The 26,964-nt window shown below is 42.2% G+C and carries 32 protein-coding genes; 29 read left to right on the forward strand and 3 right to left on the reverse strand.

Going from position 1 to position 26,964, the window contains the following annotated elements; genetic code table 11:
- Positions 1-4: 4 nt before the first annotated feature.
- Positions 5-745 carry a glycerophosphodiester phosphodiesterase gene (locus JOC33_RS06305; RefSeq protein ID WP_338054482.1) on the reverse strand — a complete coding sequence of 247 codons (741 nt, stop codon included), beginning with the start codon at positions 743-745 and terminating at the stop codon, positions 5-7.
- 70 nt (positions 746-815) lie between these two features.
- Here JOC33_RS06305 and JOC33_RS06310 point away from each other — a divergent pair, with 70 nt between their 5' ends.
- From JOC33_RS06310 to JOC33_RS06335, 6 genes are all read left to right on the forward strand, one after another.
- On the forward strand, positions 816-2,435 hold the full coding sequence (locus tag JOC33_RS06310) for a M20/M25/M40 family metallo-hydrolase (protein ID WP_205091659.1): 1,620 nt from the start codon (positions 816-818) through the stop codon (positions 2,433-2,435).
- Positions 2,436-2,605: 170 nt separating this feature from the next.
- The gene (locus JOC33_RS06315; protein ID WP_205091660.1) at positions 2,606-3,574 is read left to right on the forward strand and encodes an MBL fold metallo-hydrolase; all 969 of its coding nucleotides are present in this window, start codon (positions 2,606-2,608) and stop codon (positions 3,572-3,574) included.
- A 2-nt stretch (positions 3,575-3,576) separates the two neighbouring features.
- Entirely contained in the window at positions 3,577-4,371 is a 795-nt protein-coding gene (locus JOC33_RS06320; protein WP_205091661.1) for an SDR family NAD(P)-dependent oxidoreductase, read from the forward strand.
- A 211-nt stretch (positions 4,372-4,582) separates the two neighbouring features.
- Entirely contained in the window at positions 4,583-5,860 is a 1,278-nt protein-coding gene (locus JOC33_RS06325; RefSeq protein WP_205091662.1) for a Y-family DNA polymerase, read from the forward strand.
- A gap of 67 nt (positions 5,861-5,927) precedes the next feature.
- Positions 5,928-6,260 carry an iron-sulfur cluster biosynthesis family protein gene (locus JOC33_RS06330; protein ID WP_205091663.1) on the forward strand — a complete coding sequence of 111 codons (333 nt, stop codon included), beginning with the start codon at positions 5,928-5,930 and terminating at the stop codon, positions 6,258-6,260.
- Positions 6,257-6,484, forward strand: coding sequence for a DUF3886 domain-containing protein (locus JOC33_RS06335; protein ID WP_205091664.1), 228 nt, complete (start codon positions 6,257-6,259; stop codon positions 6,482-6,484). Before JOC33_RS06330 ends, JOC33_RS06335 begins: the two co-directional genes overlap by 4 nt.
- Before the next feature lie 50 nt (positions 6,485-6,534).
- Here the strand turns inward: JOC33_RS06335 and JOC33_RS06340 are convergent, their stop codons facing one another.
- Positions 6,535-7,455: an aldo/keto reductase gene (locus JOC33_RS06340; RefSeq protein WP_205091665.1), complete on the reverse strand. Its 921-nt coding sequence runs from the start codon at positions 7,453-7,455 to the stop codon at positions 6,535-6,537.
- Between the two features lie 98 nt (positions 7,456-7,553).
- Here JOC33_RS06340 and JOC33_RS06345 point away from each other — a divergent pair, with 98 nt between their 5' ends.
- The 23 genes from JOC33_RS06345 (at position 7,554) to JOC33_RS06455 (ending at position 26,320) form a co-directional block, all read left to right on the forward strand.
- Positions 7,554-8,099, forward strand: coding sequence for an NUDIX hydrolase (locus JOC33_RS06345; RefSeq protein ID WP_275576971.1), 546 nt, complete (start codon positions 7,554-7,556; stop codon positions 8,097-8,099).
- 2 nt (positions 8,100-8,101) lie between these two features.
- Positions 8,102-9,277, forward strand: coding sequence for an endonuclease Q family protein (locus JOC33_RS06350; protein WP_239534051.1), 1,176 nt, complete (start codon positions 8,102-8,104; stop codon positions 9,275-9,277).
- Between the two features lie 68 nt (positions 9,278-9,345).
- Positions 9,346-9,987 (forward strand): stage II sporulation protein M, encoded by a 642-nt coding sequence (gene spoIIM, locus JOC33_RS06355; protein ID WP_205091667.1) that lies wholly within the window; start codon positions 9,346-9,348, stop codon positions 9,985-9,987.
- A gap of 116 nt (positions 9,988-10,103) precedes the next feature.
- On the forward strand, positions 10,104-10,556 hold the full coding sequence (fur, locus tag JOC33_RS06360; RefSeq protein ID WP_205091668.1) for a ferric iron uptake transcriptional regulator: 453 nt from the start codon (positions 10,104-10,106) through the stop codon (positions 10,554-10,556).
- A 499-nt stretch (positions 10,557-11,055) separates the two neighbouring features.
- Positions 11,056-11,274 (forward strand): DUF4227 family protein, encoded by a 219-nt coding sequence (locus JOC33_RS06365; protein WP_205091669.1) that lies wholly within the window; start codon positions 11,056-11,058, stop codon positions 11,272-11,274.
- 6 nt (positions 11,275-11,280) lie between these two features.
- Positions 11,281-12,168 (forward strand): site-specific tyrosine recombinase XerD, encoded by an 888-nt coding sequence (gene xerD / locus JOC33_RS06370; protein WP_205091670.1) that lies wholly within the window; start codon positions 11,281-11,283, stop codon positions 12,166-12,168.
- Between the two features lie 100 nt (positions 12,169-12,268).
- Positions 12,269-13,447, forward strand: coding sequence for a phosphopentomutase (gene deoB, locus JOC33_RS06375; RefSeq protein ID WP_205091671.1), 1,179 nt, complete (start codon positions 12,269-12,271; stop codon positions 13,445-13,447).
- A gap of 13 nt (positions 13,448-13,460) precedes the next feature.
- Positions 13,461-14,282 carry a purine-nucleoside phosphorylase gene (locus tag JOC33_RS06380; RefSeq protein ID WP_205091672.1) on the forward strand — a complete coding sequence of 274 codons (822 nt, stop codon included), beginning with the start codon at positions 13,461-13,463 and terminating at the stop codon, positions 14,280-14,282.
- Positions 14,283-14,307: 25 nt separating this feature from the next.
- Positions 14,308-15,609, forward strand: a complete 1,302-nt coding sequence (locus JOC33_RS06385; RefSeq protein ID WP_205091673.1) for a pyrimidine-nucleoside phosphorylase — start codon at positions 14,308-14,310, stop codon at positions 15,607-15,609.
- 233 nt (positions 15,610-15,842) lie between these two features.
- A complete protein-coding gene (locus tag JOC33_RS06390) occupies positions 15,843-17,006 on the forward strand; it encodes a D-alanyl-D-alanine carboxypeptidase family protein (protein ID WP_205091674.1) in 1,164 nt (387 codons plus the stop codon).
- A 123-nt stretch (positions 17,007-17,129) separates the two neighbouring features.
- Positions 17,130-17,483: an anti-sigma F factor antagonist gene (gene spoIIAA / locus JOC33_RS06395; protein WP_205091675.1), complete on the forward strand. Its 354-nt coding sequence runs from the start codon at positions 17,130-17,132 to the stop codon at positions 17,481-17,483.
- Positions 17,480-17,920 carry an anti-sigma F factor gene (spoIIAB, locus tag JOC33_RS06400; protein WP_205091676.1) on the forward strand — a complete coding sequence of 147 codons (441 nt, stop codon included), beginning with the start codon at positions 17,480-17,482 and terminating at the stop codon, positions 17,918-17,920. The genes spoIIAA and spoIIAB overlap by 4 nt, the downstream gene beginning before the upstream one ends.
- Positions 17,921-17,928: 8 nt before the next feature.
- Positions 17,929-18,681: an RNA polymerase sporulation sigma factor SigF gene (sigF, locus tag JOC33_RS06405; protein ID WP_205091677.1), complete on the forward strand. Its 753-nt coding sequence runs from the start codon at positions 17,929-17,931 to the stop codon at positions 18,679-18,681.
- A gap of 137 nt (positions 18,682-18,818) precedes the next feature.
- Positions 18,819-19,439, forward strand: a complete 621-nt coding sequence (locus JOC33_RS06410) for a stage V sporulation protein AA (protein WP_205091678.1) — start codon at positions 18,819-18,821, stop codon at positions 19,437-19,439.
- Positions 19,420-19,836, forward strand: coding sequence for a stage V sporulation protein AB (locus tag JOC33_RS06415; RefSeq protein ID WP_205091679.1), 417 nt, complete (start codon positions 19,420-19,422; stop codon positions 19,834-19,836). Before JOC33_RS06410 ends, JOC33_RS06415 begins: the two co-directional genes overlap by 20 nt.
- A gap of 12 nt (positions 19,837-19,848) precedes the next feature.
- Entirely contained in the window at positions 19,849-20,304 is a 456-nt protein-coding gene (spoVAC, locus tag JOC33_RS06420; RefSeq protein ID WP_205091680.1) for a stage V sporulation protein AC, read from the forward strand.
- Between the two features lie 11 nt (positions 20,305-20,315).
- A complete protein-coding gene (gene spoVAD, locus JOC33_RS06425) occupies positions 20,316-21,329 on the forward strand; it encodes a stage V sporulation protein AD (protein ID WP_205091681.1) in 1,014 nt (337 codons plus the stop codon).
- Complete coding sequence (spoVAE, locus tag JOC33_RS06430; RefSeq protein WP_205091682.1) at positions 21,329-21,679, forward strand: stage V sporulation protein AE; 351 nt, start codon at positions 21,329-21,331, stop codon at positions 21,677-21,679. The genes spoVAD and spoVAE overlap by 1 nt, the downstream gene beginning before the upstream one ends.
- A 25-nt stretch (positions 21,680-21,704) precedes the next feature.
- Entirely contained in the window at positions 21,705-23,180 is a 1,476-nt protein-coding gene (locus JOC33_RS06435; protein ID WP_239534052.1) for a spore germination protein, read from the forward strand.
- Between the two features lie 158 nt (positions 23,181-23,338).
- Positions 23,339-24,652 carry a diaminopimelate decarboxylase gene (gene lysA, locus JOC33_RS06440; protein ID WP_205091684.1) on the forward strand — a complete coding sequence of 438 codons (1,314 nt, stop codon included), beginning with the start codon at positions 23,339-23,341 and terminating at the stop codon, positions 24,650-24,652.
- Positions 24,649-25,083 carry a peptidylprolyl isomerase gene (locus JOC33_RS06445; protein WP_205091685.1) on the forward strand — a complete coding sequence of 145 codons (435 nt, stop codon included), beginning with the start codon at positions 24,649-24,651 and terminating at the stop codon, positions 25,081-25,083. Before lysA ends, JOC33_RS06445 begins: the two co-directional genes overlap by 4 nt.
- A 78-nt stretch (positions 25,084-25,161) precedes the next feature.
- A complete protein-coding gene (locus tag JOC33_RS06450) occupies positions 25,162-25,611 on the forward strand; it encodes a site-2 protease family protein (RefSeq protein ID WP_205091686.1) in 450 nt (149 codons plus the stop codon).
- Between the two features lie 334 nt (positions 25,612-25,945).
- Positions 25,946-26,320, forward strand: coding sequence for a GNAT family N-acetyltransferase (locus tag JOC33_RS06455; RefSeq protein WP_205091687.1), 375 nt, complete (start codon positions 25,946-25,948; stop codon positions 26,318-26,320).
- An 81-nt stretch (positions 26,321-26,401) separates the two neighbouring features.
- Here the strand turns inward: JOC33_RS06455 and JOC33_RS06460 are convergent, their stop codons facing one another.
- Positions 26,402-26,929, reverse strand: a complete 528-nt coding sequence (locus tag JOC33_RS06460) for a DUF309 domain-containing protein (protein ID WP_205091688.1) — start codon at positions 26,927-26,929, stop codon at positions 26,402-26,404.
- Positions 26,930-26,964: the final 35 nt, after the last annotated feature.

The raw sequence follows: 26,964 nt of genomic DNA on the forward strand, positions 1-26,964 counted from the left end.
TATCTCATTGGCACACTTTGCGGTATTCAATGGCAAGATGTGGGACATCGGTAAATATTCCGTCACATTGGAGCTTGTAACATTTTTTTAATGGAGACGCTTTATTTACCGTATAAATTCTTAAATCGATACCTTCTTTCCGGCAGTTATCGACAAGCTTCTGGTTCAACAAGCGATACTTCGTATGCAGTGCACTCACTCCAAGCTGTTTGGCGAATGAGGGCAGGTCCTTTATGTTTTGTGAGGTTAAAAAGGCTGTAGCTATCTCCGGTGCAACAGCTTGCATCCTTTTAATGCTGTCGGAATTAAAGGATGATATTACTGTCTTTTCTACTAGCCCAAAATGACATAGTAGTTCGTATACCTTTTGTTCGATATCCTTATAAGCAATTACTTTCGTCTTAAGTTCTATATTCAGGTACATGGATTTATCTTGTACCCAGCTTAAAAATTCTTCTAATGATACAATGGGAGTATCTGAAAATTTGCTCGACAGCCAGCTCCCTGCATCTAACCGTTTTATTTCGTCATATGTATAATCCTGGACAAACCCTGTTCCATTTGTCGTTCTCCTGAGATTCTCATCGTGAATTAAAATCGGAACACGGTCTTTAGTGAGCTGGACATCTGTCTCAATGCCGTCAGCACCTGCATGGTAAGCCAATTCGAAGGCAGGCATGGTGTTTTCTGGTGCCAATTTACTCGCACCCCGATGGGCATAAATCAACGTTCCCAATTGCTTCACCTCTCAAATATACTCTTTTTGATTGTGTGGCATTTTATTCTAAAAGTCAATTTACAAGGAGTGGATCTACATGGCACGAAAATGGGAAACTAAAGAGCAGTTAACGGACCTTCTATGCTCTCTAGTAAATTATCCTAGTGTTACTGGTACGAAAGATGAAATTGCTATGGTCGAATACATACACCACCTCTTGGAGGGGCAGGATTATTTTCGGCAGAATTCCGACCATCTTCAATTGCATCCATTAAAAGATGGCAGGCAGCTGCTGACGGCTCTCGTAAAGAATAATGATGCCAAAGAAACGATCATTTTATTGTCCCATATCGATGTGGTCGGTATTGAGGATTATGGCTCTCTGCAAAACTTAGCCTTTCACCCGAAGGAGCTGACCCAGGAGCTTCAAAAAAGAATAGAAGAGCTTCCTAAAGAAGCTGCGAACGATTTGAAAACCGGTGACTGGCTGTTCGGCCGCGGAACAATGGATATGAAATCAGGAACCACCGTACACCTCTCCTTATTGGAAAAAGCGATGGAAGGGGAATTTGACGGAAATATCCTTCTTTTAGCTGTGCCGGATGAAGAAGCTAATTCACTTGGGATGATTACTGCCTTGCCTGTTTTAAATGAGCTGAAGCAGCAACATGAATTAGAATTTAAGGCCACCATGAATGGAGAGCCGATGTTCAGCAAATATCCTGGTGACCGTACCTATTATCTATATTCCGGATCCATTGGTAAAGTACTGCCTGGATTCCTGTGTTACGGAAAAGAAACTCACGTTGGAGAACCATTTGCCGGTTTGAATGCAAATCTGATGGTAAGTTACCTCACACAGGAACTCGAATTAAGTGAAGACTTTATTGAAACGGTGGGGGATGAGACTACCCCGCCACCGATAAGCTTGATGCAAAAAGATTTGAAAGACGCTTATTCTGTCCAGACCCCCCAGGCAGCAGTCGCCATGTACAATGTTCTGTATATGAAGCAGACACTCTCCAGCATTAACGAGAAATTGCTGGCTGCAGCACATCGAGCAAGCCAAAAAGCAATCGCGCATTATAAACAAAAATCTTCTTACTATATGGCTGAAACAGAACATCGGCCACTGAATATGGATATTACCGTCCTAACTTTTGAAGAGCTGTACAGAGAAGCTGAAAAGCGGTTTGGAAAAAGGGAAGTAGAGCGCAGGCAGAATTTGCTCATTTCCCACAGAGATAAAGGAGACAGAGATTTTTCTACACTTCTCGTCCATGATCTTGCATCTCTTTGTAAGGATATAGGACCGATGATTATATTATTTTACAGTCCGCCGTTTTATCCTTCGGTTTCATCCAACCAGGATCCTTATATCGAAGCGGCAGTCCAGGCGTGTCAAAACTATGCTAGAGAAAAATACAGTCTTCAAATCGAAAACACCGAATATTTCACAGGACTTTCCGACCTAAGCTTTATCGGACCTACAGCCGACGACTCCCCTCTGGGAGACCTTTTGAAGCAGATGCCTATTCAGGGACGCGGCTTTGAACTCTCAAGTGATTTGATGCAGGCTACCAACATGCCGGTCATTAATATCGGCCCATTAGGGAAAGACCCCCATCAATGGACAGAACGACTGGAACTGACATATTCTTTTGAATACCTGCCAGATATGCTGCACCATACCCTGCAATCAATGTTTAGGAAATGATTATGGCTGCCCCCCCGGATAACAGACGGGGGCAGTTTTTTTGTTTTCCAGGAAAATATGGGCGTTACCCCCCTTTTTATAGAGCGCCTCAGCTATTAAGTGGGATTACTGGAAGAAAAATGCTACAATTTAGAAAATGAATGATGATTCAGATAAATGGAGGATGCAGAATGACAATGTTGACACAAAAAATAAGTCAGTTGACTGTACCAACCCCATACGCTGTCGGAGATGTTCATATGTATGTGCTTAAAGACGAGCGTTTTTCCATCATAGATGCCGGCGTCAATACAGATGAAGCTTGGGAAGCTGTACTCTATCAATTAAAGGAAATGGGCTATGGTCCGGAGGATGTTGAACAGATAATTCTGACCCACCATCATCCAGATCATATTGGATTGATTGAACGCTTTCCCCGTATTACCGATGTAGTGGGTCACCATTATATTGACCCGTGGCTGAGAAAAGAGGAGTCTTTTCTGCAAAGTTATGAAGCATTTTTTACCGGGCTTTACAAGGAAGCTGGTGTTCCTGACCGTTTCCGTAAATTCCTTAAGAGCTTGCGGAAGCCTTTAGTCACTGCGCCGAAATCACAGCTGACAATAAAAATCGATGAGGGGGATCAGCTTCCTGGTCATCCCGGCTGGGAAGTCGTGGCGGTACCCGGCCATGCACAGAGCCATGTCGCTTTTTATCACTCCAGGGAAAAGGCTTTAATTGGAGGAGATGTACTTCTTAAGCATATTTCCTCCAATCCATTATTGGAACCGCCTTTACAAGAAGGAGAACCAAGGCCAATACCCCAACTGCAATATCGTGATACGTTGGCCAAATTGTTGAACATTGATTTTAATACAGTTTACCCGGGCCACGGAGATATCTTCACTGCGCCACATGACTTGATTAAAAAGCGTCTAGAAAAGCAAAAGGCACGAGCCTTTCACGTTTGTGAACTTATTGGAAAAAAAGCGCTTACTGCTTTTCAAGTGTGTGAACTCCTATTCCCGAGCCAGATGGAAAAGGAATTCGGTTTAACGATGTCAGAAACAATCGGCCAGCTTGACTATTTGTTGAGCATCGGTGCACTTAAAGCTGAAAAAGAGGATGAGGCACTGGTGTATAGCCGTTTGGAGGGTTAAAAATGAATGAACATCTGAAAGGGAAAAAAGTGCTTATCACAGGCGCCTCGAGTGGAATCGGTCAATACTTGGCGATTCATGTAGCGAGAAATGGCGGGCACCCCATTTTAGTAGCCCGCTCAGGTAATAGGCTTGAGCTTATCGCCAAAATACTGAAAGAAAAATTCGATACAGACTGTTATTGGTATAAAGCCGACCTTACCAATGGAAACGAATGGAAAGATGTCAGTGATATTATTTTTTATGACCATGATTCGATTGATGCTTTGATCAATAATGCAGGAATGGGTATTTTTGAAAACTATTGTGGTTCCAAATGGCAGGACATCGAACGGATGCTGCAAGTGAATGTCCATGCTCCACTTAGAATTACCCATCAGGTCCTGCCTCATTTTATCGCTCAGAAATCGGGGCATATTATCAACATTGCTTCCCAGGCGGGGAAAATGGCTACACCAAAATCTGCTGTCTATTCCGCTACAAAGCATGCATTACTCGGTTTCTCCAATGCTCTTCGTATGGAAGTGGAAGGATGGGGGATTCTTGTGACCACAGTAAATTTAGGGCCTGTCCGCACAAACTTTTTTAAACAGGCTGATCCCACTGGGAACTACGAAACTGCAGTAGAGCATCTGATGCTTGATGCTAATCAGGTAGCAAACAGGATTGTCAAACAGTTATTTATTCCAAAAAGGGAAATCAATCTTCCGACCTGGATGGATGCAGGCAGTAAGGTCCATCAATTATTTCCGAGTGTGACAGAAAAAATGCTGCGTTCCCAATTTAATAAAAAATGACCTCCCTTATCCGGAGTCCACTGGGCACGGCCTAAGCTAGACAAAGACAAAACGGTCAGTATGGACTTGAAACTCCATTACTGGCCATTTTTTTATACGCTTCTGTTTTTCAGTGCCTCATTATCCGGCAGGCTTTTTCCTGTGATTCCCTCTTGCATACACGAACGTATATTCGCATAATAATAAGTGAGAGAGAAGGGGTGTGATGGAAATGGAAAACCCTGAGATTGACTATCGGCTGTTTCCGGACCGCCGGGTTTTATGTGTGGATATGAAAAGCTTTTATGCGAGCTGTGCCGCTATCTTAAGGGGGCTTGATCCGATGACCTGCCATCTCGCCGTTGTGGCTGATACTAACCGCAGGGGAAGCGTGGTACTCGCTGCATCTCCTGCAATGAAAAAGGATTATGGCATTCGTACAGGAAGCCGATTGTTTGAAATTCCGAATGAGCCGGACATTGTAATCGTTTCTGCCCAAATGAGCACGTATTTGGAAATTTCTGCTGAGGTGACCCGGCTGTTTCATAAATATGTACCAAAAGAAGCGATTCATACGTACAGTGTCGATGAAAGCTTTTTAGAAGTGAGTGGAAGTGAGCGGATGTTTGGAGGAGGCGCCCGTGAAATTGCCCAAATGATTCTAGAGGAGCTGGAGGATACCTTTCATTTAAAGGCGGCAATCGGGATCGGCCCCAATATGCTTATGGCCAAGCTCTGCCTCGATTTAGAAGCAAAGAAAAAAGGGGTGGCAGAATGGGAGTACAAAGATGTAGAGAAGAAACTGTGGCCTGTTTCTCCGCTTCGGGAAATGTGGGGAATCGGTCCCCGTCTCGAACGAAGGCTGAACCGAATGGGAATAACGACCGTCGGCCAGCTCGCCAAGTACCCGCTGGAACGTTTAGAAAAGACCTTCGGGGTGATGGGGAACCAGTTGTTTTATCATGCCCATGGAGTTGATTTGTCCGAGCTTGGCGCACCGATCATCCAGGGGCAGATCAGCTATGGTAAAAGTCAGATTCTGTTACGGGATTATCATGACCCCACCCACGTTAAGCACGTAATGCTGGAAATGTGCGAAGAAGTCGCCAGAAGAGCAAGGAACAATGATAAAGCAGGAAAGACGATCAGCCTCGGTATCGGTTACAGTAAAACCGAAGGGGGAGGAGGCTTTCATCGCTCAAGAAGTATCGATCAGCCCACAAACGTCACCATGGATATCTACGCGGTCTGCCTTCAGCTGTTCAAGGAATTTTTTGAGGAAAAAACTGTGCGCAGTATTTCCATCTCTTTATCGAATATCAGTGAAGATTCGAGCATCCAGCTGGACTTGTTTGATTCCAACAGGACCCGAAAGCGTGAGCTCGGCTATGTCATGGATGCGATTCGGGATAAATATGGGAGCGATGCTTTGCTTCGTGCGGTTTCCTATACGGAAGCCGGAACCGCGCTCCACCGCAGTAAATTGGTTGGCGGACACTTTGCAGAGTAATGCAAGCCTGGTCTTTGCCCGAATAAGAAAAAATAATTATGATGGAGTTAATAGGAGGGATGGGAAAATGAAATTGACCATCACAGATAGCGCGAAAATACAGCTGGAATCATTAAGAGGAGAGGAACATCCATACCTTCGCCTGTTTTATGATACGGATGATTGTGGATGTGGAGTCAACGGCGTACCCACGGTTCGCTGGACGTCCCATCGTACGGAATGGGATAAAAGTATAGAGAGCACCGACTACAGCGTGATTGTTCATAAACAACAGGCAATCTTTTTTTCAGAAAAACTAAAGCTGGATGCTTACGGCGGGGCTCTTCGACTTTCGAGCCCGGAAGGTATTCTTAATCCCGCCATTTCCGGTCGGGAAATAGTAAAGGAGGAAGAAATGTGAGCAAAAAAGAGCGAGTTTCCGGAAGCGGCTCATTAAAAGATCGCCTGAACCCGGATTTATGGAACCAGCTCCAGTCTAAGAAAACGGAATGGAAACAAGCAGAGAAGGAACAACAGGAAAAGGAACGCCAGCGTCTGGTAAGAGAGAGAAAGGAAAGAGAAGCGAACAAGAGTTTTGAAGAATTGCTCGAGGAAAGCGATATCGATTGGAAAAAATATAAATAGGATACAAAGAAGACATGCACCAGAGCAGACAGCTCAAGTGCATGTCTTAATTAACGATGTTTTTGGTAAGTGATCGGTTTTGTCAGTGCCTGGATTTCTCCGAAAATCTGTTCCGTTAATGGCTTAGCTTCAAGAAAACGGAGGTTATCTTCCAGCTGCTTTAAAGAACTTGCCCCAAATACTGCAGTAGCAATCGCCGGATGATGAAGGACATATTGAAGTGCAAGGGCATTTAACGTCCGTTCTTCACTGGAATAATCCTCGAGTTTTTCCGCTAATGCGAGCATCTCTTCGTAATTGTAATCCAGGAACCCATCATTCGCTTTGGATTCGACTACCTTTGCTCCGTTGTCGCTCAACATGCCTTTCGCAAGTGGACCGCGGGCAAGCACGCTGATATTATTCTGATAGAGGTAATCAAGTATTTCCTCTTCGGGACGCCGGTCAAAGATATTATATTGCATCATCACACTCACCATGCTGGAGCGTTCCGCGTATTCCCTGATAACGTTCGGACGAATCGAAGAAATTCCATATTCCCTGATTAACCCTTCCTGTTTCAAATCCTCAAAAGCTTCGATTGTTTCACCAATATTATCTTCGATTGTCCCGCCGTGCAGTTGATAAAGGTCGATATAATCGGTGTTCAGTCTGCGGAGGCTTTCTTTTACGCCTTCTTTAATATGGTCCTTGGAAGGATCCCAGAACCAGTCCTTTTTTTCTTTATCAAAATGGTTTCCGACCTTTGAGCCGAGGATGACATCCTCGCGGCGATGTTTGATGGCTTTGCCTACAATTTTTTCATTTTCCCCGAAATCATATAAATCGGCAGTGTCCAGATAATTGATTCCCGCTTCAAGTGCACGCTCGATCATGTTCTTTGCTTTGTGCTCATCTGTCCCAAGGTTCATGCACCCCAGACTAATCTCAGAAATGTGCAAGTCAGAGCTTCCAAGCTGTCGTTTATTCATAGAATCATCCTTTCTATTAGTGAGACGCTATGTATCCAGAAAAATCTGCTGTTATGTTAGAATAGTTTTAGTTTATGGAGAAGAAAGGAGTTATTGTTTTGAAAAAGTTTGAAGAGATAACAACAGAAACAGAAAAAATCTTTGATGGAAAAATCGTCAAACTCCAAGTGGACAGTGTTACTTTACCCGATGGAAACACATCTAAACGAGAAATCATTAAACATCCGGGAGCGGTGGCAATCATTGCTCTTACGGAAGATAATAAAATTTTGTTCGTTGAGCAATACCGGAAGGCGCTTGAAAAAAGCATCATAGAAATACCTGCCGGAAAGCTTGAAGGCGTGGAAGACAAACCTGCTGTAAGAGCGAAACGTGAATTAGAAGAAGAAACTGGCTATACAACAGACAAGCTTGAATGGGTGACTTCGTTCTACACTTCCCCAGGATTTGCTGATGAGCTCGTTCACCTCTATTTTACAGACGAGTTGGTGCAAATGGAAGACAAAGTAGCAGGGGATGATGATGAGTTTGTGGAACTTATGGAACTTACTGTCGACGAAGCCGAACAAATGGTAAAAGAACAGAGAATTCATGATGCCAAGACGGCATATGCAGTGCTTTTTCTAAAACTAAAAGGAGTTTAATTATGGACTTGCAATCTTATTTTGCAGATCTTCACATACATATCGGCAAAGACTGGAACGGGCGGCCGGTAAAAATCAGTGGCGGCAAATCTTTGACGGTGACCAACGTTCTGAAGGAAGCGAGCAGACGTAAAGGAATGGATATTGTCGGAGTCATCGATGCCCACGTGCCTGAAGTGCAGGCTGAATTAGAGGAGTTCCTTACAAAAGGGCATGCGAAAGAGCACAAGGATGGTGGTGTATGCTTTGAGAACACCTTACTGATATTAGGATCGGAAATTGAAATATATGATATTAATTGTCGGGGGCCAATTCATGTATTATGTTTTTTCCCTTTTCTTTCTGTGATGAAGGATTTTTCCAGCTGGCTTGCGACTAGGATGACGAATATAAATTTGAGTTCCCAGCGGTTCTATGGTACTGCCGAGGAGCTGCAGAAATGTGTGAAAGATTTTGGTGGGTGGTTTATACCCGCCCATGTTTTCACCCCCTTTAAAAGCATGTATGGAAAGGGAGTCGATAAATCTTTGACAGATGTATTTGACGCTACTATGATAGATGCTGTTGAATTAGGCCTCAGTTCTGATACAGAAATGGCTGATCAGATCTCCGAGCTCCATGTCTTCCCATTTTTATCGAATTCGGACGCCCATTCGCTGAATAAAATAGGAAGGGAATATCAGGAAGTATTACTGGAAGAGCTTTCTTTTTATGAACTTGGGCTGGCGATCAAGGGGAAAAGCGAAAGGAAAATCAACCACAATTATGGCATGAATCCACGACTGGGAAAATATCATCAAACAGTATGTAATCATTGCCAGAAAAATCTTTCCGTTTATCAGACACCTTGTCCAAACTGCGGATCTAAAAAGGTAATTAAAGGAGTTGCAGAGAGAATAAATGAGCTCTCAACGAATTCAGTAAACCATCCGTCGCGACCACCTTATATTTATCAAGTTCCACTGGAATATTTACCTTCTCTTGGGCCGAAAACCTATGAAAAGCTATTGGAACGTTTTGGGACGGAAATGGACGTCATCCACCATGCTTCTTTAGAAGAGTTACAGCAGGTAGTACCCGAAAAATTGGCTGGTGCCATATTACGCCTGAGAAATGGAGATGTTGCCATTGAAGCGGGAGGCGGCGGAAGATATGGAAAACTAAAAGGGGATTCATAGAAAGGGAGGTCTACTTTCTACCTTTGGTTCATAGAGTTGTAATAGAAGCTCGATGAAGGGGTGGGAAAATGTATCTCCAGCAACGTCTATTAAAGAATCACTTTACTAGTTACATTAATATTTATGTTTTCATTTCAGTATTGTTCTTGATCGGTATCATATTCGGGGCGATTATCGTTAATAGTATGAATTTCATCCAAAAACAAGATTTATACTTTTATTTGAACCAGTTTTTTAAGCAAACGATCGATACCAATTCAATATCCCAGCCGATGTTATTCTGGGATAGCCTGAGCTATCATCTTAAATATATGCTCTTGATTTTTATTTTGGGTATATCAGTAATCGGTATGCCCGTGATAACAGTCCTGTTATTTATCAAAGGACTTGTGGTAGGATTTTCTGTTGGTTTTCTCGTCAATCAGATGGGCTGGTATGGTCTGTTTATTTCTTCTGTATCCATTGCCCCACAGAATTTGCTTGTAATTCCGGTATATCTCATTGCTGGTGCTATCGCGATGATTTTCTCAATAACCTTATTTAAACAGCTGTTTTCCAAACGAATGCATCAGCCTGTCATGAAAGTGTTCATGCAATATGGCGTTCTGTTTCTGCTATTGTTTGCCTGTCTCGTAATTGCTGCATTTATTGAAGCATTTTTATCAAGTCAGGCAATGGAAATGGTCGTTAAATGGATTTATTCGCAATAATATAAAAACAACAATAAATTAGAATGATTATTGATAACAGATTATAATAATTTCAATTTGACACTGGTTCCTTCTCTGCTTATAATTAAATTGGAATTGCGAGGGAGGGACGCTACATGGAGCATCGCATCGAGCGGATAAAAAAACAATTGCACTCTCAGAGCTACAAATTGACACCTCAGAGGGAAGCGACCGTACGCGTGCTATTAGAAAATGAAGAAGATCATTTAAGTGCAGAAGATGTCTACCTCCTCGTAAAGGAGAAGGCGCCCGAGATCGGTTTAGCCACCGTATACCGGACATTGGAGCTGCTCTCTGAATTGAAAATAGTCGACAAAATTAACTTTGGCGACGGCGTATCCAGGTATGACCTCCGAAAAGAAGGTGCTGAGCATTTTCATCACCATCTCGTGTGTATTGAGTGCGGAGCGGTTGAGGAAATTGAAGAAGACCTGCTTGGAGATGTTGAGAAGCTGATTGAAAGCCAGTGGGGATTCGAAGTGAAAGATCATCGCCTGACTTTCCATGGCATATGCAGGGTCTGCCAAAAAGAAACCGTCAAAAGTTAACAATTAATATATGCAGCAGAACAGTGGGTACGGCAATCGTATTCACTTTTTTGTTGGTGAAATCAGCATTAAATCAAAAAAGAAATTTGAAGGAATGGAGTATAAGTGCAACTAAGCTGTCAAAGAACGCCAGCTAAGTTTTCTTTACACTCCAGGTCTTTCATGAAATCTCAACAGGGAAGCTGATTCGACGGCGTTGAAATTTGAAGGGATGGAGTATAAGTGCAACTAAGCTGTCAAAGAACGCCAGCTAAGTTTTCTTTACTTTCTTGGGGTTTTGGTGTACTTTTAGTGTAGGTTGGTGTCTTTATTTACACGTAGGAAAGCATAAATACTTTTGCGAAGAAATCGCTTATAGTAATAAAAAATTTTAAAAGTTCCAAGCATATGAAAAACGTACACATTTACGAAAAAAGGTGTGAATGCAGGTTTTTCTAATGTATATTTTTTGTTTCGGATGGCATACCTTGTTAGTGAGATTAACAAAGGGGACTTGCTTATGAAACAAGTGATGAAGTTTGTGAAAGATACTATGAAAGTGCTGATCATTTTCGTCCTTTGTACGTCCTTTTTTTATGTTGCTTTGAGGATGGTTCATGAGGAATATGAGCGGTTTCACCGTTATGATGAGCCTCAAGGGACAGCAGTGAAGGTTTTTAATCAAGAGCAGATCGATTGGACGGAAAGGTTATCAATCTTTTTTCAATTGGGAGAGTAGAGGCGAATGCTGCAGCATGCATTGGAAGATTTTTTTCATTACCTGACAGTAGAAAGAGGATTGTCGGATAATACAATCAAATCATATCGACGAGATTTGAAACAATATTGTGCCTTTCTCGAAGAACAAGGGGTCAAGGATTGGAATGATGTAGCACGATCAACCATTATGAAATATCTTTACCACTTGAATGATGAAGGCCGGTCGTCTGCAACTCTTGCACGACTGTTGTCATCAGTAAGGCTGTTGCATCAGTTTCTTGTCAGGGAAAAAGTAAGTGATCACGATCCAAGTTTACATATTGATACTCCGAAGAAAGAACGAAAACTTCCCAAGGTTCTTTCCTCCGAGGAAGTGGACAGGCTGCTCGAGCTTTCCGGCAGGGATCCGCTGTCCATCCGCAATAAAGCTATGCTGGAAATGTTGTATGCTACAGGACTTAGAGTGTCAGAACTGGTTTCTTTGGAAACTGGTGACCTTCATTTGACGATGGGTTTTGTCCGTTGTGTCGGAAAAGGATCCAAAGAGCGGATTATTCCGCTTGGTGATCATGCTAAAGATGCCGTGGAAGATTATCTGGATCGGGGAAGAAGCGAACTGGTCAAACAAAAGCGAACAGAGCAGCTGTTTGTCAATCACCATGGGAATCCATTATCCAGGCAAGGGTTTTGGAAGATCTTGAAAGCGGTTGCCAGGGAAGCGGGTATCACCAAACCAATTACTCCCCATACATTACGTCACTCTTTTGCCACCCACTTGCTGGAAAATGGCGCAGATTTGAGAGCTGTACAGGAAATGCTGGGGCACGCAGACATTTCGACTACACAGATATACACTCATGTATCCAAAACAAGGTTAAAAGATGTTTATCGCTCGTACCACCCACGGGCATAAACATTTTTTAGGCGGGTAGTTGTCTGACATCCTACCTCTAGATAGAAAAGGCATAAAAACAATCACCTTAGGGAATGTAAACACACAGGAGGGATTATCAATGAGTCAGTTTAAACGTGTATTTTTAATAGTGATGGATTCAGTCGGAATAGGAGAGGCTCCAGATGCGGCTGCCTTTAATGATGAAGGGGCTGATACGCTGGGACACATAGCTGACCATATGAATGGGCTTGACATGCCTACTATGGGAAAACTCGGCCTAAGTAATATTAGAGAAATCAAAGGGATTGATAAAGCTGAAAATCCACTGGCGCATCATACAACAATGAAAGAAGCATCCCATGGAAAGGATACGATGACAGGTCATTGGGAAATCATGGGCTTATATATCGATAAACCATTCCGGACTTTCCCGGACGGATTCCCTGAAGAATTACTATCTCAATTGGAAGAAAAGACGGGAAGAAAAATCATCGGAAACAAACCTGCTTCGGGAACAGAAATCGTTGATGAACTTGGGAAAGAGCATATGGAGACAGGTGCGTTGATCGTTTATACCTCAGCGGATTCTGTGCTCCAGATTGCTGCCCATGAAGAAGTTGTCCCATTAGATGAACTGTATAAAATATGTGAGATTGCCCGTGAATTAACCCGTGATGAACAATACATGGTTGGCCGAGTCATCGCCCGCCCGTTCATAGGAAAGCCAGGTGCATTTGAGCGTACGCCTAACCGGCATGATTACGCTTTGAAACCGTTTGGACGGACTGTCATGAACGATTTAAAGGATGAAGGTTATGATGTTATTGCCCTCGGGAAAATTTCTGATATTTATGATGGGGAAGGCGTCACGGAAGCTATCCGGACGACAGATAATATGGATGGAATGGATAAGCTGGTAGAATCGATGGATAAATCTTTCCATGGATTGAATTTCCTTAATCTCGTGGACTTTGACGCTAAGCATGGACATCGCCGAAATCCTCAAGGTTATGGGGAAGCATTAGAAGCTTACGATGCCAGGCTCCCTGAGGTACTCGACAAATTGCGTGAAGATGACCTGTTGCTGATTACAGCTGACCATGGTAATGATCCTGTCCATCATGGAACCGACCATACAAGGGAGCTGGTTCCATTACTTGCTTATCATAAGGGAATAGAAACAGGCAATCATCTGGCACAAAGGGAGACTTTCGCGGATGTCGGGGCAACGGTAGCAGACATTTTCGACGTGAAGATGCCACAATATGGAACAAGTTTTTTAAAAGATATAAAGTAACGGAGGGTGAATAATGGAGAAAACACATATTACAGAAGCAGCGGCTTTTATTAAAGAACAATTAGATAGCGATCCTACAGTTGGTCTGATACTTGGTTCAGGTTTAGGGGTTTTGGCGGATGATATAGATGGGGCCGTTGTTATTCCATACAACAAAATACCTCACTTTCCTGTATCAACAGTCTCTGGACATAAAGGGCAGCTTGTCATTGGAAAATTACAGGGGCGGCAAGTGATTGCCATGCAGGGCCGCTTTCATTATTATGAGGGATATTCCATGCAGCAGGTTACGTTTCCTGTACGTGTGATGAGAGAGCTGGGTATTGAAACATTATTGGTCACTAATGCAGCAGGTGGAGTTAATGAAAGCTTTGAACCTGGTGATTTGATGCTGATCACAGACCATATCAACAATATGGGAGACAGTCCGTTGATTGGAAAAAATGATGAGGAGCTGGGACCTAGATTCCCGGACATGTCCCAGGCGTACAGCAAAGATTTACTTGAACTGGCACAAAAAAGCGCAGATAAGCTCGGCTTGAAAGTCAAAAAAGGAGTATATGTAGGCAATACAGGTCCAGCATATGAAACTGGGGCCGAAGTAAGAATGATTCGTACTCTCGGTGGTGATGCTGTCGGTATGTCTACCGTACCAGAAGTAATCGTAGCAAGTCATTCCGGAATCAGAGTGCTTGGTATATCCTGTATTTCCAATATGGCTGCAGGTATTCTGGATCAACCACTTACCCATGATGAAGTAATTGAAACGACAGCCAAAGTACGTGAAGACTTTCTCGGTTTTGTAAAAAAAGTCCTGCAATCCTTGCCGGCATAAATAGAAAAGGGGTGACTGTCACGTCATGAGAATGGTTGATGTGATTCAGAAAAAGAGAAACGGAGAAGAACTGACAGGGGAAGAAATCCAATTTTTTGTAAAAGGCTATACAGAAGGCAGTATTCCTGATTACCAGGCATCTGCATTAATGATGGCCATTTATTTTAGAGGAATGAATGAAAAAGAAACGGCTACATTAACGCAAGCAATGGTAGATTCTGGAGAAACAATAGATTTATCAGCAATTGAAGGACATATCGTCGATAAGCATTCTACCGGCGGAGTCGGTGATAAAGTTACTTTTATCGTCGGACCACTTGTTGCTTCTGTCGGAGTACCTGTTGCTAAGATGTCAGGCAGAGGACTCGGTCATACAGGTGGGACATTGGATAAGCTCGAATCCATCGAGGGTTTCAATATTGAAATTTCCAAGGATGTGTTCGTTAATAACGTCAACACAAATAAACTTGCCGTCGCAGGACAGACGGGAAACCTTGCACCTGCAGATAAGAAGCTTTATGCATTGCGTGATGTGACAGCTACTGTGGATTCCATCCCGCTTATTGCAGGTTCCATCATGAGCAAGAAGCTTGCATCTGGAGCAGACAGTATTGTTCTTGACGTTAAGACTGGGTCCGGCGCGTTCATGAAAACTTTAGAAGAATCAGAAGCACTGGCAAAAGAAATGGTTAACATCGGTAAAAACCTTGGTAAAAATACGGTGGCAGTAATTAGTGATATGAATCAGCCGCTTGGCTATGAGGTTGGAAATGCCAATGAAATAAAGGAAGCAGTGGAGATACTGCAAGGGAAGAATGTCAAGGATCTGCGCAGACTATCCTTGGAAATTGCTTCTCATATGACCGTATTGGCTGAGGTATTCAGCAGCTATGAGGAAGCGTATGAAGCTCTTGAAGCAAACCTTGAAAATGGAAAAGCTTTCGAAGCGTTTCGAAGCTTTGTAAGTGCTCAAGGTGGAAACGTAGAAATGATCGATGATCTGACTAAGCTGCCAAAAGCTGACTATCACATTGAAGTTAAAGCAGAACAGGATGGATACGTAGCAGAAATTGATGCCGAATCCATCGGAGTTGCAGCCATGTACCTGGGGGCAGGACGAGCAACAAAAGATGACGTAATCAATCATGGGGTTGGCATTACTTTAAAAAAGAAAATCGGGGACACTGTGAAAGCAGGGGAAACTCTTGTCGTCCTTCATAGTGAGAAAGAAACTGCAAATGATTCCAGGGATAAAGTTAAAGCAGCATATACGATTATAGAAAATGCACCAACAGACACAACCTTGATTCATAAAGTAATAAAATAACCAAAAAAGTTTAAATAGAAAATGGCTGTCGGAAAATAATTTCGACAGCCATTTTTTCTATTATTAAATCAAACGATCATTACAAATTGATTCTCAAAAAATTTTTTCGAAACTAAGTTTACATAATATTAATACAGGAAATTACATCCTCCTACAGATGTTTTTTAGACAGCTCGTAATAAAAGTGGAAGGATTGGAAAAAATAACTATAACTACGATTGGAGGGACCACAAATGAAAAAGTTAGTCGTTTATCTTACAGTACTAATGATGGTATGTGTTTCAAATGTGTCAGTTATCCATGGACAGGAGTCCTCTCAAATAGAATTGGCGGAGGGAGCAAAATCTGCGGTTTTGATGGAGCATAGCAGCGGGACACTTTTATACGATAAAAATGCCCATGAAAAATTACCACCCGCAAGCATGACCAAAATAATGACGCTCATTTTGATCATGGAAGCTATCCATCAGGATAAACTTTCATTAAATGAAAAGGTCAGGATCAGTGAGCGGGCTGCATCAATGGGAGGTTCGCAAATTTTTCTTGAAGCAGGGGAAGAAATGACGGTAAATGACCTTCTGAAAGGAGTTGCAGTCGCTTCAGGGAACGATGCCAGTGTTGCGCTTGCAGAAAGGATTTCTGGAAGTGTTGAAGGCTTTGTAAAAGATATGAATAAGAAAGTAAAAGAGCTGGGGTTGAAAAATACAAAATTTCAAAATACAACCGGTTTGCCAGAAGAAGATCATTACAGCACTGCTTATGATATGGCTGTTATGGCCCAGGAGTTATTGAAGTATGAGGATATCACTAAATATACAAGCATTTATGAAGACTATCTCCGAAAAGGGCAGGAAAATGAGTTTTGGCTTGTTAATACCAATAAACTTGTCAGACATTATCCTGGTGTAGACGGATTAAAGACAGGATATACAAGCAAGGCGAAATACTGCTTAACTGCAACTGCCAAGAAAAATGGGATGCGTGTTATTGCCGTAGTCATGGGTGCAAAAACACCAAAAGAGAGAAATGCTAACGTCGCTGGAATGCTTGACTATGCCTATAACCAGTTTGCAACAGAAGAGTTATATAAGAAAAATCATAAAATGGATTCCATAGAGTTATCTCGTGGTGATATACAGAACCTTGATGTCGTAACCGAACGTCCTGTTTCTCTTCTCAAGAAAAAAGGGGAAAAGCTTGATAATATGAAAGTATCTATTGAATATGAGTCTGATATACAGTTACCAATTGAAAAAGGAACAAGACTGGCAATGTTAAAGGTTACAAAAAAGGACAAAACACTGACTGAAGTGCCGTTAGTGGCTGCTGAAACTGCTAAAAAAGCTTCCGTATGGCAGTTATATAAGCGTACATTAGGGCAAATGCTGCACCATTAAAACAGACATGCTGTCACTTTTTACATTCATTTAGCAATAATCCACTACTTTTGTCAGCCGGCAGGAAAAATCGCATCCTCTAAAGAATGATTCACTAATGCAAAAGAAAGAGGAGGTTGCAAAGTGAGTCTGACGGTAGATTTTGCACGAAAAAAAGATGTCCTGTTGGTACGGCTGGTCGGTGAATTGGACCATCACGAAGCAGAAAATTTGAAAAAAGAGTGGCAAGCAATTCTAAATATGCACAATGTACAAAATGTTATTTTGAATTTACAGGGTTTGTCATTTATGGACAGTTCGGGTCTTGGAGTCATTTTAGGCAGGTATAAGGAAATCAATGCTATTGGCGGTGAAATGGTAATTTGTTCTATTTCACCAGAAGTGAAAAGACTGTTTGACCTCTCCGGAATGTTTAAAATCATGAAGCTTGTCGATAATGAAGAATTTGCTTTAGAGATGCTGGGGGTGGCTTCATGAAAAATCAGATGAATCTGGAATTTTTAAGCGTCAGTCAGAATGAATCGTTTGCTCGTGTCACGGTAGCTGCTTTTGTCAGTCAGCTTGACCCGACGATGGAAGAACTGACGGAAATCAAGACAGTTGTATCCGAAGCCGTCACAAATGCGATTATTCACGGATATCACGAAAAACAAGACGGGAAGATTTTTATTTCCTGCACAATTGATGATGGGGGTATGGAGCTGATTATCCAGGACCATGGACTTGGCATCAAGGATATCGAGGAAGCTCGTGAGCCCTTGTTCACTTCGAAGCCTGAACTGGAACGCTCGGGTATGGGTTTTACAATCATGGAGAACTTTATGGACAAAGTCGATGTCATTTCCAGCCCTGACCAAGGCACGACTGTCCGACTAACTAAGCACCTAAGTAAAAATAAAGCTTACTGTAATTAGGGGAAGCCATGAATGTCGATGTGAGTCAAAAACATAAACGGCTGACCGATGAAGATGTCAGGGATTTGATCGCCCGCAGTCAGGAAGGCGATCAGTCAGCCAGAGACCTGTTAGTAGAAAGGAACGTCAGGCTGGTTTGGTCAGTTGTCCAGCGTTATATCCATAGAGGTTATGATCAGGAAGACCTCTTTCAGATTGGTTGTATTGGTTTGTTAAAATCAGTAGACAAATTTGATTTGAGTTATGATGTCAAGTTCTCCACTTATGCTGTTCCGATGATCATTGGAGAAATCCAGCGGTTTATTCGTGACGATGGAAGTGTGAAGGTAAGTCGCTCTTTGAAGGAAATGAATCATAAAATCCGCAAGAAAAAGGAAGAACTTACTAAAGAATTTGGCAGATCACCTACTATCGATGAAATGGCAAAAGCGCTTGATATGTCACCAGAAGAAGTTGTACATGCCGAAGAGGCTGGAAGGGCACCGCAATCGATACATGAAACGGTTTATGAAAATGACGGGGACCCAATTACTTTGTTGGATCAGATGGCCGATGATGATACTAAATGGTTCGACAAAATGATGCTGCAGGATGTGATCAGGCAGTTGGATAAACGAGAGCGTCTGATTATATATCTCCGTTATTTTAAGGATCAGACCCAAACGGAAGTTGCCCAGAGGCTGGGGATTTCCCAGGTGCAAGTGTCACGATTAGAGAAGAAAATTTTGAAGGATATCAAAGAACAAATGGATTCAAGTTGACAGGAAAGCGGACATTCCAAATGTCCGTTTTTTTTATGGTTTTTTTACCGATAGTCACAAGTAAATGGCGGTGAATGATTTTTATCTTACTACTAATACTAATCCATACAACAAGAAGCAATCTGAGGGTGGTGTATATGTCAGAAATTGTTTATGTAAGGCTGCTGAGAAAAGTGGAGATGCCTAACAGTGGACCCATTTATGTCAAGGACATTGCTTTACTGTCCTGTTCAACCGAACTTAAAAATAGACTGGAGTATTTACCTCTGCATTACATCACCAAAAAGGATAAAAACGTGATAGTTGTCGATGGTTTTTCTGTAATTGAGAAAATGGCAGAACATCACAAGAATATTGATGTACAAATTCTGGGCCCGGCTCAATCGATCATTTTAATCACTCAGAAAAAGAAAAAAGCTGCTTTCTGGATGATTGCCGGTATATGGTTGCTGCTTTATATCGGAGCAGCAATGGCCATTATGAATTTTCATTATGATGTCAGTATGGAGGCGGTCCAGCAAAAGCTACATTTCATGCTGAGTGGGGAAGAGAAAGAGCACCCATTTTGGATTCAAGTACCGTATTCCATTGGTCTTGGTCTAGGGATGATTTTGTTTTTTAATCATCTTTTCAATAAGAAATTCAATGAAGAACCTAGCCCGCTTGAAGTCGAAGTATTTAAATACCAGCAAAGCATGGACGCCTATATGGCTGTCTACGAGAACAAGGTGGAAAAAGATGATGACGTACGTAATTGAAATCATCATCGGCTTAGGTGCTGGAATTGCTGTTGGTACTGGATTCGTCGCATTTTTGACAGTGCTGGGAATTATCCCAAGACTTATGCAGTTAAGCAGATCTGCCTCCTATATTCACTGGTATGAAGCTGCTGTTATCCTTGGAACAGTTGCTGGTATTTACCTTTCCTTTGGGGATATTACCGTAACATTTCCGAATGTTCTGCTAGCGTTTTGGGGCTTATTCCATGGAGTTTTCATTGGAATGCTTGCAGCGGCATTAACAGAAGTTTTGAATGTGTTTCCACTTATCACAAAGCGGATCGGTATGGATGACCAGCTTATGATCCTGCTTATGGCAATAGTCTTAGGGAAAATTTCAGGTTCATTATTTCATTGGCTTATTTTTGTTAAATAACGGAGGTACATGATGAGCGATAAATTTGATCAGAAACAATATCAAAACACAATCAAGACCTACCAGCCGAAACCGAATTATCTTGCCAACTGTATCAAGGCATTTATCGTTGGTGGGCTGATCTGTGTCATAGGAGAAGCTTTAACTGATTTTTATATGAAAGTATTTGACTTTTCGGAAAAAGAGGCAGGTAATCCAACGGTAACTACTCTGATATTAATTGCCGCCCTCATGACTGGATTCGGGGTTTACGATAAACTTGGCCAGTTTGCAGGTGCAGGGTCTGCTGTTCCAGTAACAGGTTTTGCTAACTCTATCACCTCGGCTGCTCTTGAGCATAAGAGTGAGGGACTGGTGCTTGGCGTTGCTACGAATTTATTCAAATTGGCAGGATCAGTCATCGTATTTGGTGTGGTTGCTGCCTATATATTGGGAATGCTGCGATATGCACTGCAGCATATGTTCTAGGAGGATCAAGTATGGCTAAAATCGGAAAACAAACCTGGTTATATAACCAGCAAATTTATGTAAATTCGACTGGTACAGCGGTAGGTCCACTTGAGGCACAAGGTCCTTTATCCAATACATTCGATAAAAAATACGACGAGCTTCATTGTAATCAGGATAACTGGGAACTTGCTGAACGACAGCTTATGAAAGATTCTATTGATGCCTGCATGCAACGAGCAGGTAAAGATAAAAGCGGAATTGATGTGATCCTGGCAGGTGATCTGTTAAATCAGAATGTAACGTCTAACTATGTTGCAAAAGAACTGGGTCTTCCTTTTTTATGTATGTTTGGAGCATGCTCTAGTTCCATGGAAACTCTGGCCACAGGTGCTGCATTGATTGAAGGAGGTTTCGCTGCCCAGGCGCTGGCGGTGGTAAGCTCCCACAATGCTACCGCTGAGCGGCAATTCCGGTACCCGACTGAATATGGAGGGCAAAAGCCAAAGACGGCTACCTTTACCGTTACCGGCAGTGGTGCTGCATTAATTTCCAAAGAGAAGTCATCGATCCGTATAGAAGCGGCAACGATCGGGCGTGTAATGGATTATGGTGCTACTGATCCCTTTGATATGGGGTCTGCCATGGCGCCTGCTGCGTATGACACGATCAAAACGCATTTTTCAGATTTAGGACGGATGCCTGGGGATTATGATCTGATAGCTACGGGTGATTTATCAGGTGTCGGGACGCCAATTTTAAGAGATATGCTGAAAGAGGACGGATATGATGTTGATGAAATTCATAATGATTGTGGTCTGATGATTTATCACAGTGACCAGCCAGTGTTCAGTGGCGGAAGTGGTTGTGGGTGCTCTGCGGTCGTTACTTACGGAAAATTACTTAGCGATTTGGAAGATGGTATCTATAAAAGAATAATGGTAGTAGCTACTGGAGCACTTATGAGTCCTACCATGGTACAACAAAAAGAAACTATCCCTACGATTGCACATGCAGTAGTCTTTGTCCGAGAGGAGGAAGAGTGATGGATTATGTGTGGGCGTTTGTCGTCGGTGGGGGAATCTGTATTATCGGTCAATTATTACTTGATGTAGCGAAGCTTACCCCGGCACATGTAATGTCTACTTTCGTTGTGATTGGAGCTGTACTAGATGTATTCGATCTGTATGACAACCTGATCAAATTTGCTGGTGCCGGGGCGACAGTTCCAATTACCAGCTTTGGCCATTCTTTGCTTCATGGCGCAATGGAACAGACAAAAGAACATGGATTTATCGGTATTGCCACTGGCATATTTCAGCTGACTTCAGCAGGTATCGCATCAGCTATCCTGTTCGGCTTTTTAGTGGCTGTAATTTTTAAACCGAAAGGGTAACCAAAGCAGTATGCCAGGAAAGGAGATGATAAATGTGAGAAAAGAGGAAAAATCACCGATCAGCCCAAAAATTGAAGAGGTTGAGAAGTTCATGAAAGAACATATGGGCATCGGTACTTCCTTTGATGTGGGTTTTCGCCAGTTCACCGTATTAGATAGAAAGCTTGACCTTTACTATGTGACCGGCCTATGTGATACCGAATATATAATTGAACTGATGAAGCAATTAATGGAGCTGGATGCAAGACAGTCAAGAACGAAAAAGACTTTTGAAGCGGTTCATGAACACCTTGTCCATCAGCAAGTGGAAACAATTGATTCAATGGAAAAGTGCATCACCCAGATTCTTTCTGGATTGGTTGTTATTTTTGTGGAAGGTGAAAAGAAAGCATTCGTCATTGATGTACGATATTACCCCGGCCGTACTCCTCAAGAGCCGGATACAGAAAAAGTTGTTCGTGGATCAAGGGACGGATACACCGAAAATATTATTGAAAATACTGCACTAACACGGAGAAGGATCAGAGACGAACGTTTACGGCATGAACTGATCAAAGTCGGAAAAAGGTCCAAAACTGATATATGTATTTCCTATTTAGAGGATGTCGCGGATCCTGGCCTAATTAAACTGATAAAAGAAGAGATAAAAAAAATCGACATTGATGGACTTTCCATGGCCGATAAAACGGTCGAAGAATTCATCGTAAGGCAGGGAAGGAATCCGTTTCCTCTGGTCAGGTATACCGAACGGCCTGACGTTGCCGCTGCTCATTTGTTCGAAGGCCATGTGCTGATTATGGTTGATACGACCCCCAGTATGATCATCACTCCTACTACTTATTTTCACCATGTCCAGCATGCCGAAGAGTTCCGTCAATCCCCTTTAGTGGGTACATTTATCCGCTGGATCAGATTCATAGGTATCTTTGCGTCTGTGTTTTTGCTCCCGTTATGGCTATTGATGGTAATTGAACCTTCGTTGTTGCCACAGGAGTTGTCTTTTATAGGGCCGAATGAAGAAGGCACTGTACCTGTTGTAATCCAGATAATACTAGCTGATATTGGAATTGAATTCTTAAGGATAGCAGCTATCCACACACCGACCCCTCTTTCTACTGCCATGGGTCTGATAGCTGCTGTTTTGATCGGTCAAATTGCCATTGATGTGGGGATGTTCATCCCTGAAGTCATTCTCTATGTTGCAGTTGCGGCAATTGGAACTTTTGCAACACCAAGCTATGAATTGAGTGTAGCCAACAAGATGAGCCGCCTAATCATTATACTGCTGACTTCTTTCTTTGCTGTGAAAGGATTTGTTATCGGCTTTACCCTATATACACTTATGCTCGCAAGAACCAATTCCCTTAATACGCCATATTTATGGCCTTTGATTCCATTTAATGGAAAAGCGTTGCAGTCGATCATATTAAGGATGACCATTCCACTTACCAAAATACGTCCTAGTATCGTTCATCCGCAAAACAATCACAGGCAGCCGTAATAATATTTCATTGCCCGGCGGCCAGCCTTGTGATACCTTATAAATAATCGAAAAAAGGATGTCCCCTTTCAGAGAAGGTAAGGACATTCTTTTTCATTACTATTCCAATATATTTACAATAAATTTAATGGAATGACGATCAGAAAGGAAGGAAACCAATGATTCGTCCCTATAATGAGCAAGGACATTTACTTATAGGTGGAGTGGACGCAGTCTCATTGGCAAAGGAGTATGGCACCCCTTTATTTGTGTACGATGTTGAACGGATCAGGGAGAATGCGCGGGCTTTTGTCAATACGTTCAAAGAAAGAGGGGTAAAAGCACAAGTCGCTTATGCAAGCAAGGCTTTTTCCTCTGTAGCTATGCTTCAGGTAGCAAAGCAGGAAGAACTGAGCCTCGATGTTGTCTCCCAGGGAGAGTTGCATACAGCCATCAAAGCTGGTTTTCCCTTAGACAAGGTTCATCTTCACGGTAACAATAAATCTGTTGAGGAACTCGAGATGGCAGTTTCAAAAGGGATCGGCTGCATCGTCATCGATAACTTTTATGAAATTGAGTTGTTGTCGGCTATTCTAGAAGAACAGGAAAAGGAAGTAGACGTATTACTCCGGGTCACTCCGGGAATAGAAGCACACACACATGATTACATCCTTACTGGACAGGAAGATTCCAAGTTTGGTTTTGACTTGACGAGCGGGCAGGCAGAGGAGGCCTTTAAGCGTCTGGCTCTTGAAAGCCGAATAAACCTGATAGGACTTCATTGCCATATCGGTTCACAGATATTTGAAACAAGCGGATTCATATTGGCGGCTAAAAAGCTGTTTACTTCTCTTGAAGAATGGCGCGAATCATTCGGTTTTACTGCCAGCGTTTTAAACCTTGGAGGCGGCTTCGGCATCCGTTATACAGAAGAAGATGATCCTCTTGGACTAAATGCCTATGCGGAAGCTTTGATAGATGAAGTGAGCGCTCGTTCGGAGGAATACGACTATCCTGTACCGGAGATTTGGATTGAACCAGGACGGGCTATTGTCGGTGACGCCGCTGTTACTTTATATTCCATTGGTTCAATAAAAAATATCCCCGGCGTAAGGAAGTATGTTTCGGTTGATGGAGGAATGACAGATAATCTACGTCCGGCATTATACCGCGCAAAATATGAAGCGCTGGCTGCCAACAAAATGACTTCGCCATTGACAGAAAAAGTTTCAATCGCCGGAAAATGCTGTGAGTCAGGAGATATGCTAATATGGGATGTGGAGGTTCCGGAAATCAATCCTAACGATATATTGGCTGTATTAAGCACTGGAGCCTATGGCTATTCCATGTCTAATAATTATAATCGTTTTCCTAAAGCGGCAGTGGTGTTTGTGGAAAAAGGAGAACATCAACTTGTCATAGAACGGGAAAGTCATGAAGATCTGACAAGGTTGGATCGTTCATACAAAATTGGAGAGGAGTCAATAAAATGAAAAAAGGAAGCATCGCATTCGAAAATGGGGAGAAAATTTTAATCGAATTTTATCCTGAAGCAGCACCTAAAACCGTGGAGAATTTCGAGAGTTTAGCAAACAGCGGGTTTTATAATGGTGTAACCTTTCATCGTGTCATTCCAGGTTTCGTAGCACAGGGCGGAGATCCAACCGGAACTGGCCGGGGAGGTTCCGGCAAGACTATTAAATGCGAAACAGAAGGGAATCCGCACAAGCATGTAGCGGGATCTCTATCAATGGCCCATGCAGGTAAAGATACAGGCAGCAGTCAGTTCTTTATTGTCCACGAGCCTCAGCCGCATCTTGATGGCGTCCACACTGTGTTTGGACAAGTGGTTGATGGAATGGATACAGTGTTAACCATCAAGCCAGGCGATGAAATGAAAGAAGTGAAGGTTTGGGATGAATAATTAACGATTAAACCAGTGAGTCAGTGCAGCTCACTGGTTTTTTCCCTCCGGTTTGTTTTTAGAGAGGAGCAGTTTGATGTGTTAAGCTTTTTATTGGCCATGATCTGGATTGCGCCTCTTGGTTTGCTGATTCATGAGCTTGGTCATGCTGTGGCCGCTCTGTTATTCAAGGGGCAGGCTGTTATGAACCTTGGAGTAGGGACTCCTGTGTTAAAATTAAGGTTTAAGCGTCTTACCCTGCGAATTGGCCTTTTTTTCATGCTTGGCGGCTTTACTACGAGTGAAAGTAGCGTAGGTTTTAAAAAGTGGCAAGAAGCAGCCATCAGTATCGGAGGTCCGCTCTTTAACGGCATCGTTTTTATGATACTGTATAAATTTGTTGACATAGGAAAAGATGGTTCAATACATACGTTTATGCTGTTCAATCTTTACCTTGCTGTCTTCAATTGTATTCCCATCAAATTCAAGGAAAGAAAGTCAGATGGTTACCGTTTTATGAAAGCGTTTTTCAAAACTGATTCCAACTAACCTTGAATAATTTTTGTTTATGCATTATGCTATTCGTTGAAGTAAACAAGCATTTGTTTGTGGGGGAAGACACAATTGAGAAAGAAAAATTGGATTTTGTTTGCCATTTTGTTGGCAGTTAGCATACTATGGGGATTATACTACTGGTTTGTTATCGTTTTTTAAATCCAGATTGAAAGGGAATTAAATTATGAAATAACAAATCTGGTATGAGGTGGTTTGCTTGAAAAACAGCAATAAACAAGAAAGAGTGTTGTTTTGGCTGATTATGGCCGTAGCAGCCTTGTTCCTGTTATCAATGATAGGAAAGTTATTTTCATAATGAGGGGTTACTATGTTAATTCGTTATAAAAAATCATTTGAAAAAATCGCAATGGGGCTGCTGTCTTTCATGCCTGAAGAAAAGGATGTCAAGAAGCTCCAGCAAACGATAAAAGAATATGAGACTAATGAGGATTGGCAATTATTCCTGTGGAAGGAAGAAGATATCCTCGGAGCTGTAGGGGTGCGTTTGGAAAACGGTACGCATGCCGTAGTTCAGCATGTCACTGTCAATCCGTCTCATCGAAATATGGGGATTGGCAGAAAGATGGTCCAGGGCGTTAAAGGGTTCTATAAGGATCAGTACCACGTATGTGCGGACGAAGCTACTGACGCCTTTTTAAAGAAATGTAATGCAGATGCCGGAACAGCTTCAGCCGAAGCTTAATGTCGAAAAGGGCTGACCCTTAAGTCTAAATCAGACTTTGAAAGGGGTCAGCCCTTTTTATTTATGGCAATAATATAAAAATTAGTATAATGGTTTATTTTTATCAGACAGATTATCCAGGCGTTCTTGAATTACGGAAGAACGATCGCGCAGACGATGTTTATTGATCAAATAATAGTCGTTTATATCATCACATTTTTTATAATCAGTCTTCCACTCCTGGCACCTCTCTTTCACCTTCTCTTCCAGAATCCTTTCTTTAATGGGCAGGTGAATTGCCTGGTAGGGAATATGTTCTTGATAATTCCCATTTAAACGGATGAACAGTTTTTCTATTTCCTTGCCATCTAGCCCGAGTTTCTCCAATTCTTCTTTGCGTTTCGGCCATTTTCTCTGTGAACTTTTAAGTAATTTAGCAGCACCTGCAATATTTCCGCGGCGATAATGGTAAATGCTTACAGCTAATTGAATGAGCACCACCCAGACAGAATCTCTCACACCTGGTTCGTAATCTTTCCAATACTCTTCTAAAACTTCATGGCATTCAAAATAATCTTTTGTACCATTGAAATGAGCCAGGTAATCAATGTAGGCTTCAGGATAAATCATATCCAAATCTCCTTCGTAACTTTAAGGAAAGTGTA

The sequence above is a fragment of the Thalassobacillus pellis genome (assembly GCF_016908295.1).
Taxonomy (GTDB): domain Bacteria; phylum Bacillota; class Bacilli; order Bacillales; family Halobacillaceae; genus Thalassobacillus; species Thalassobacillus pellis.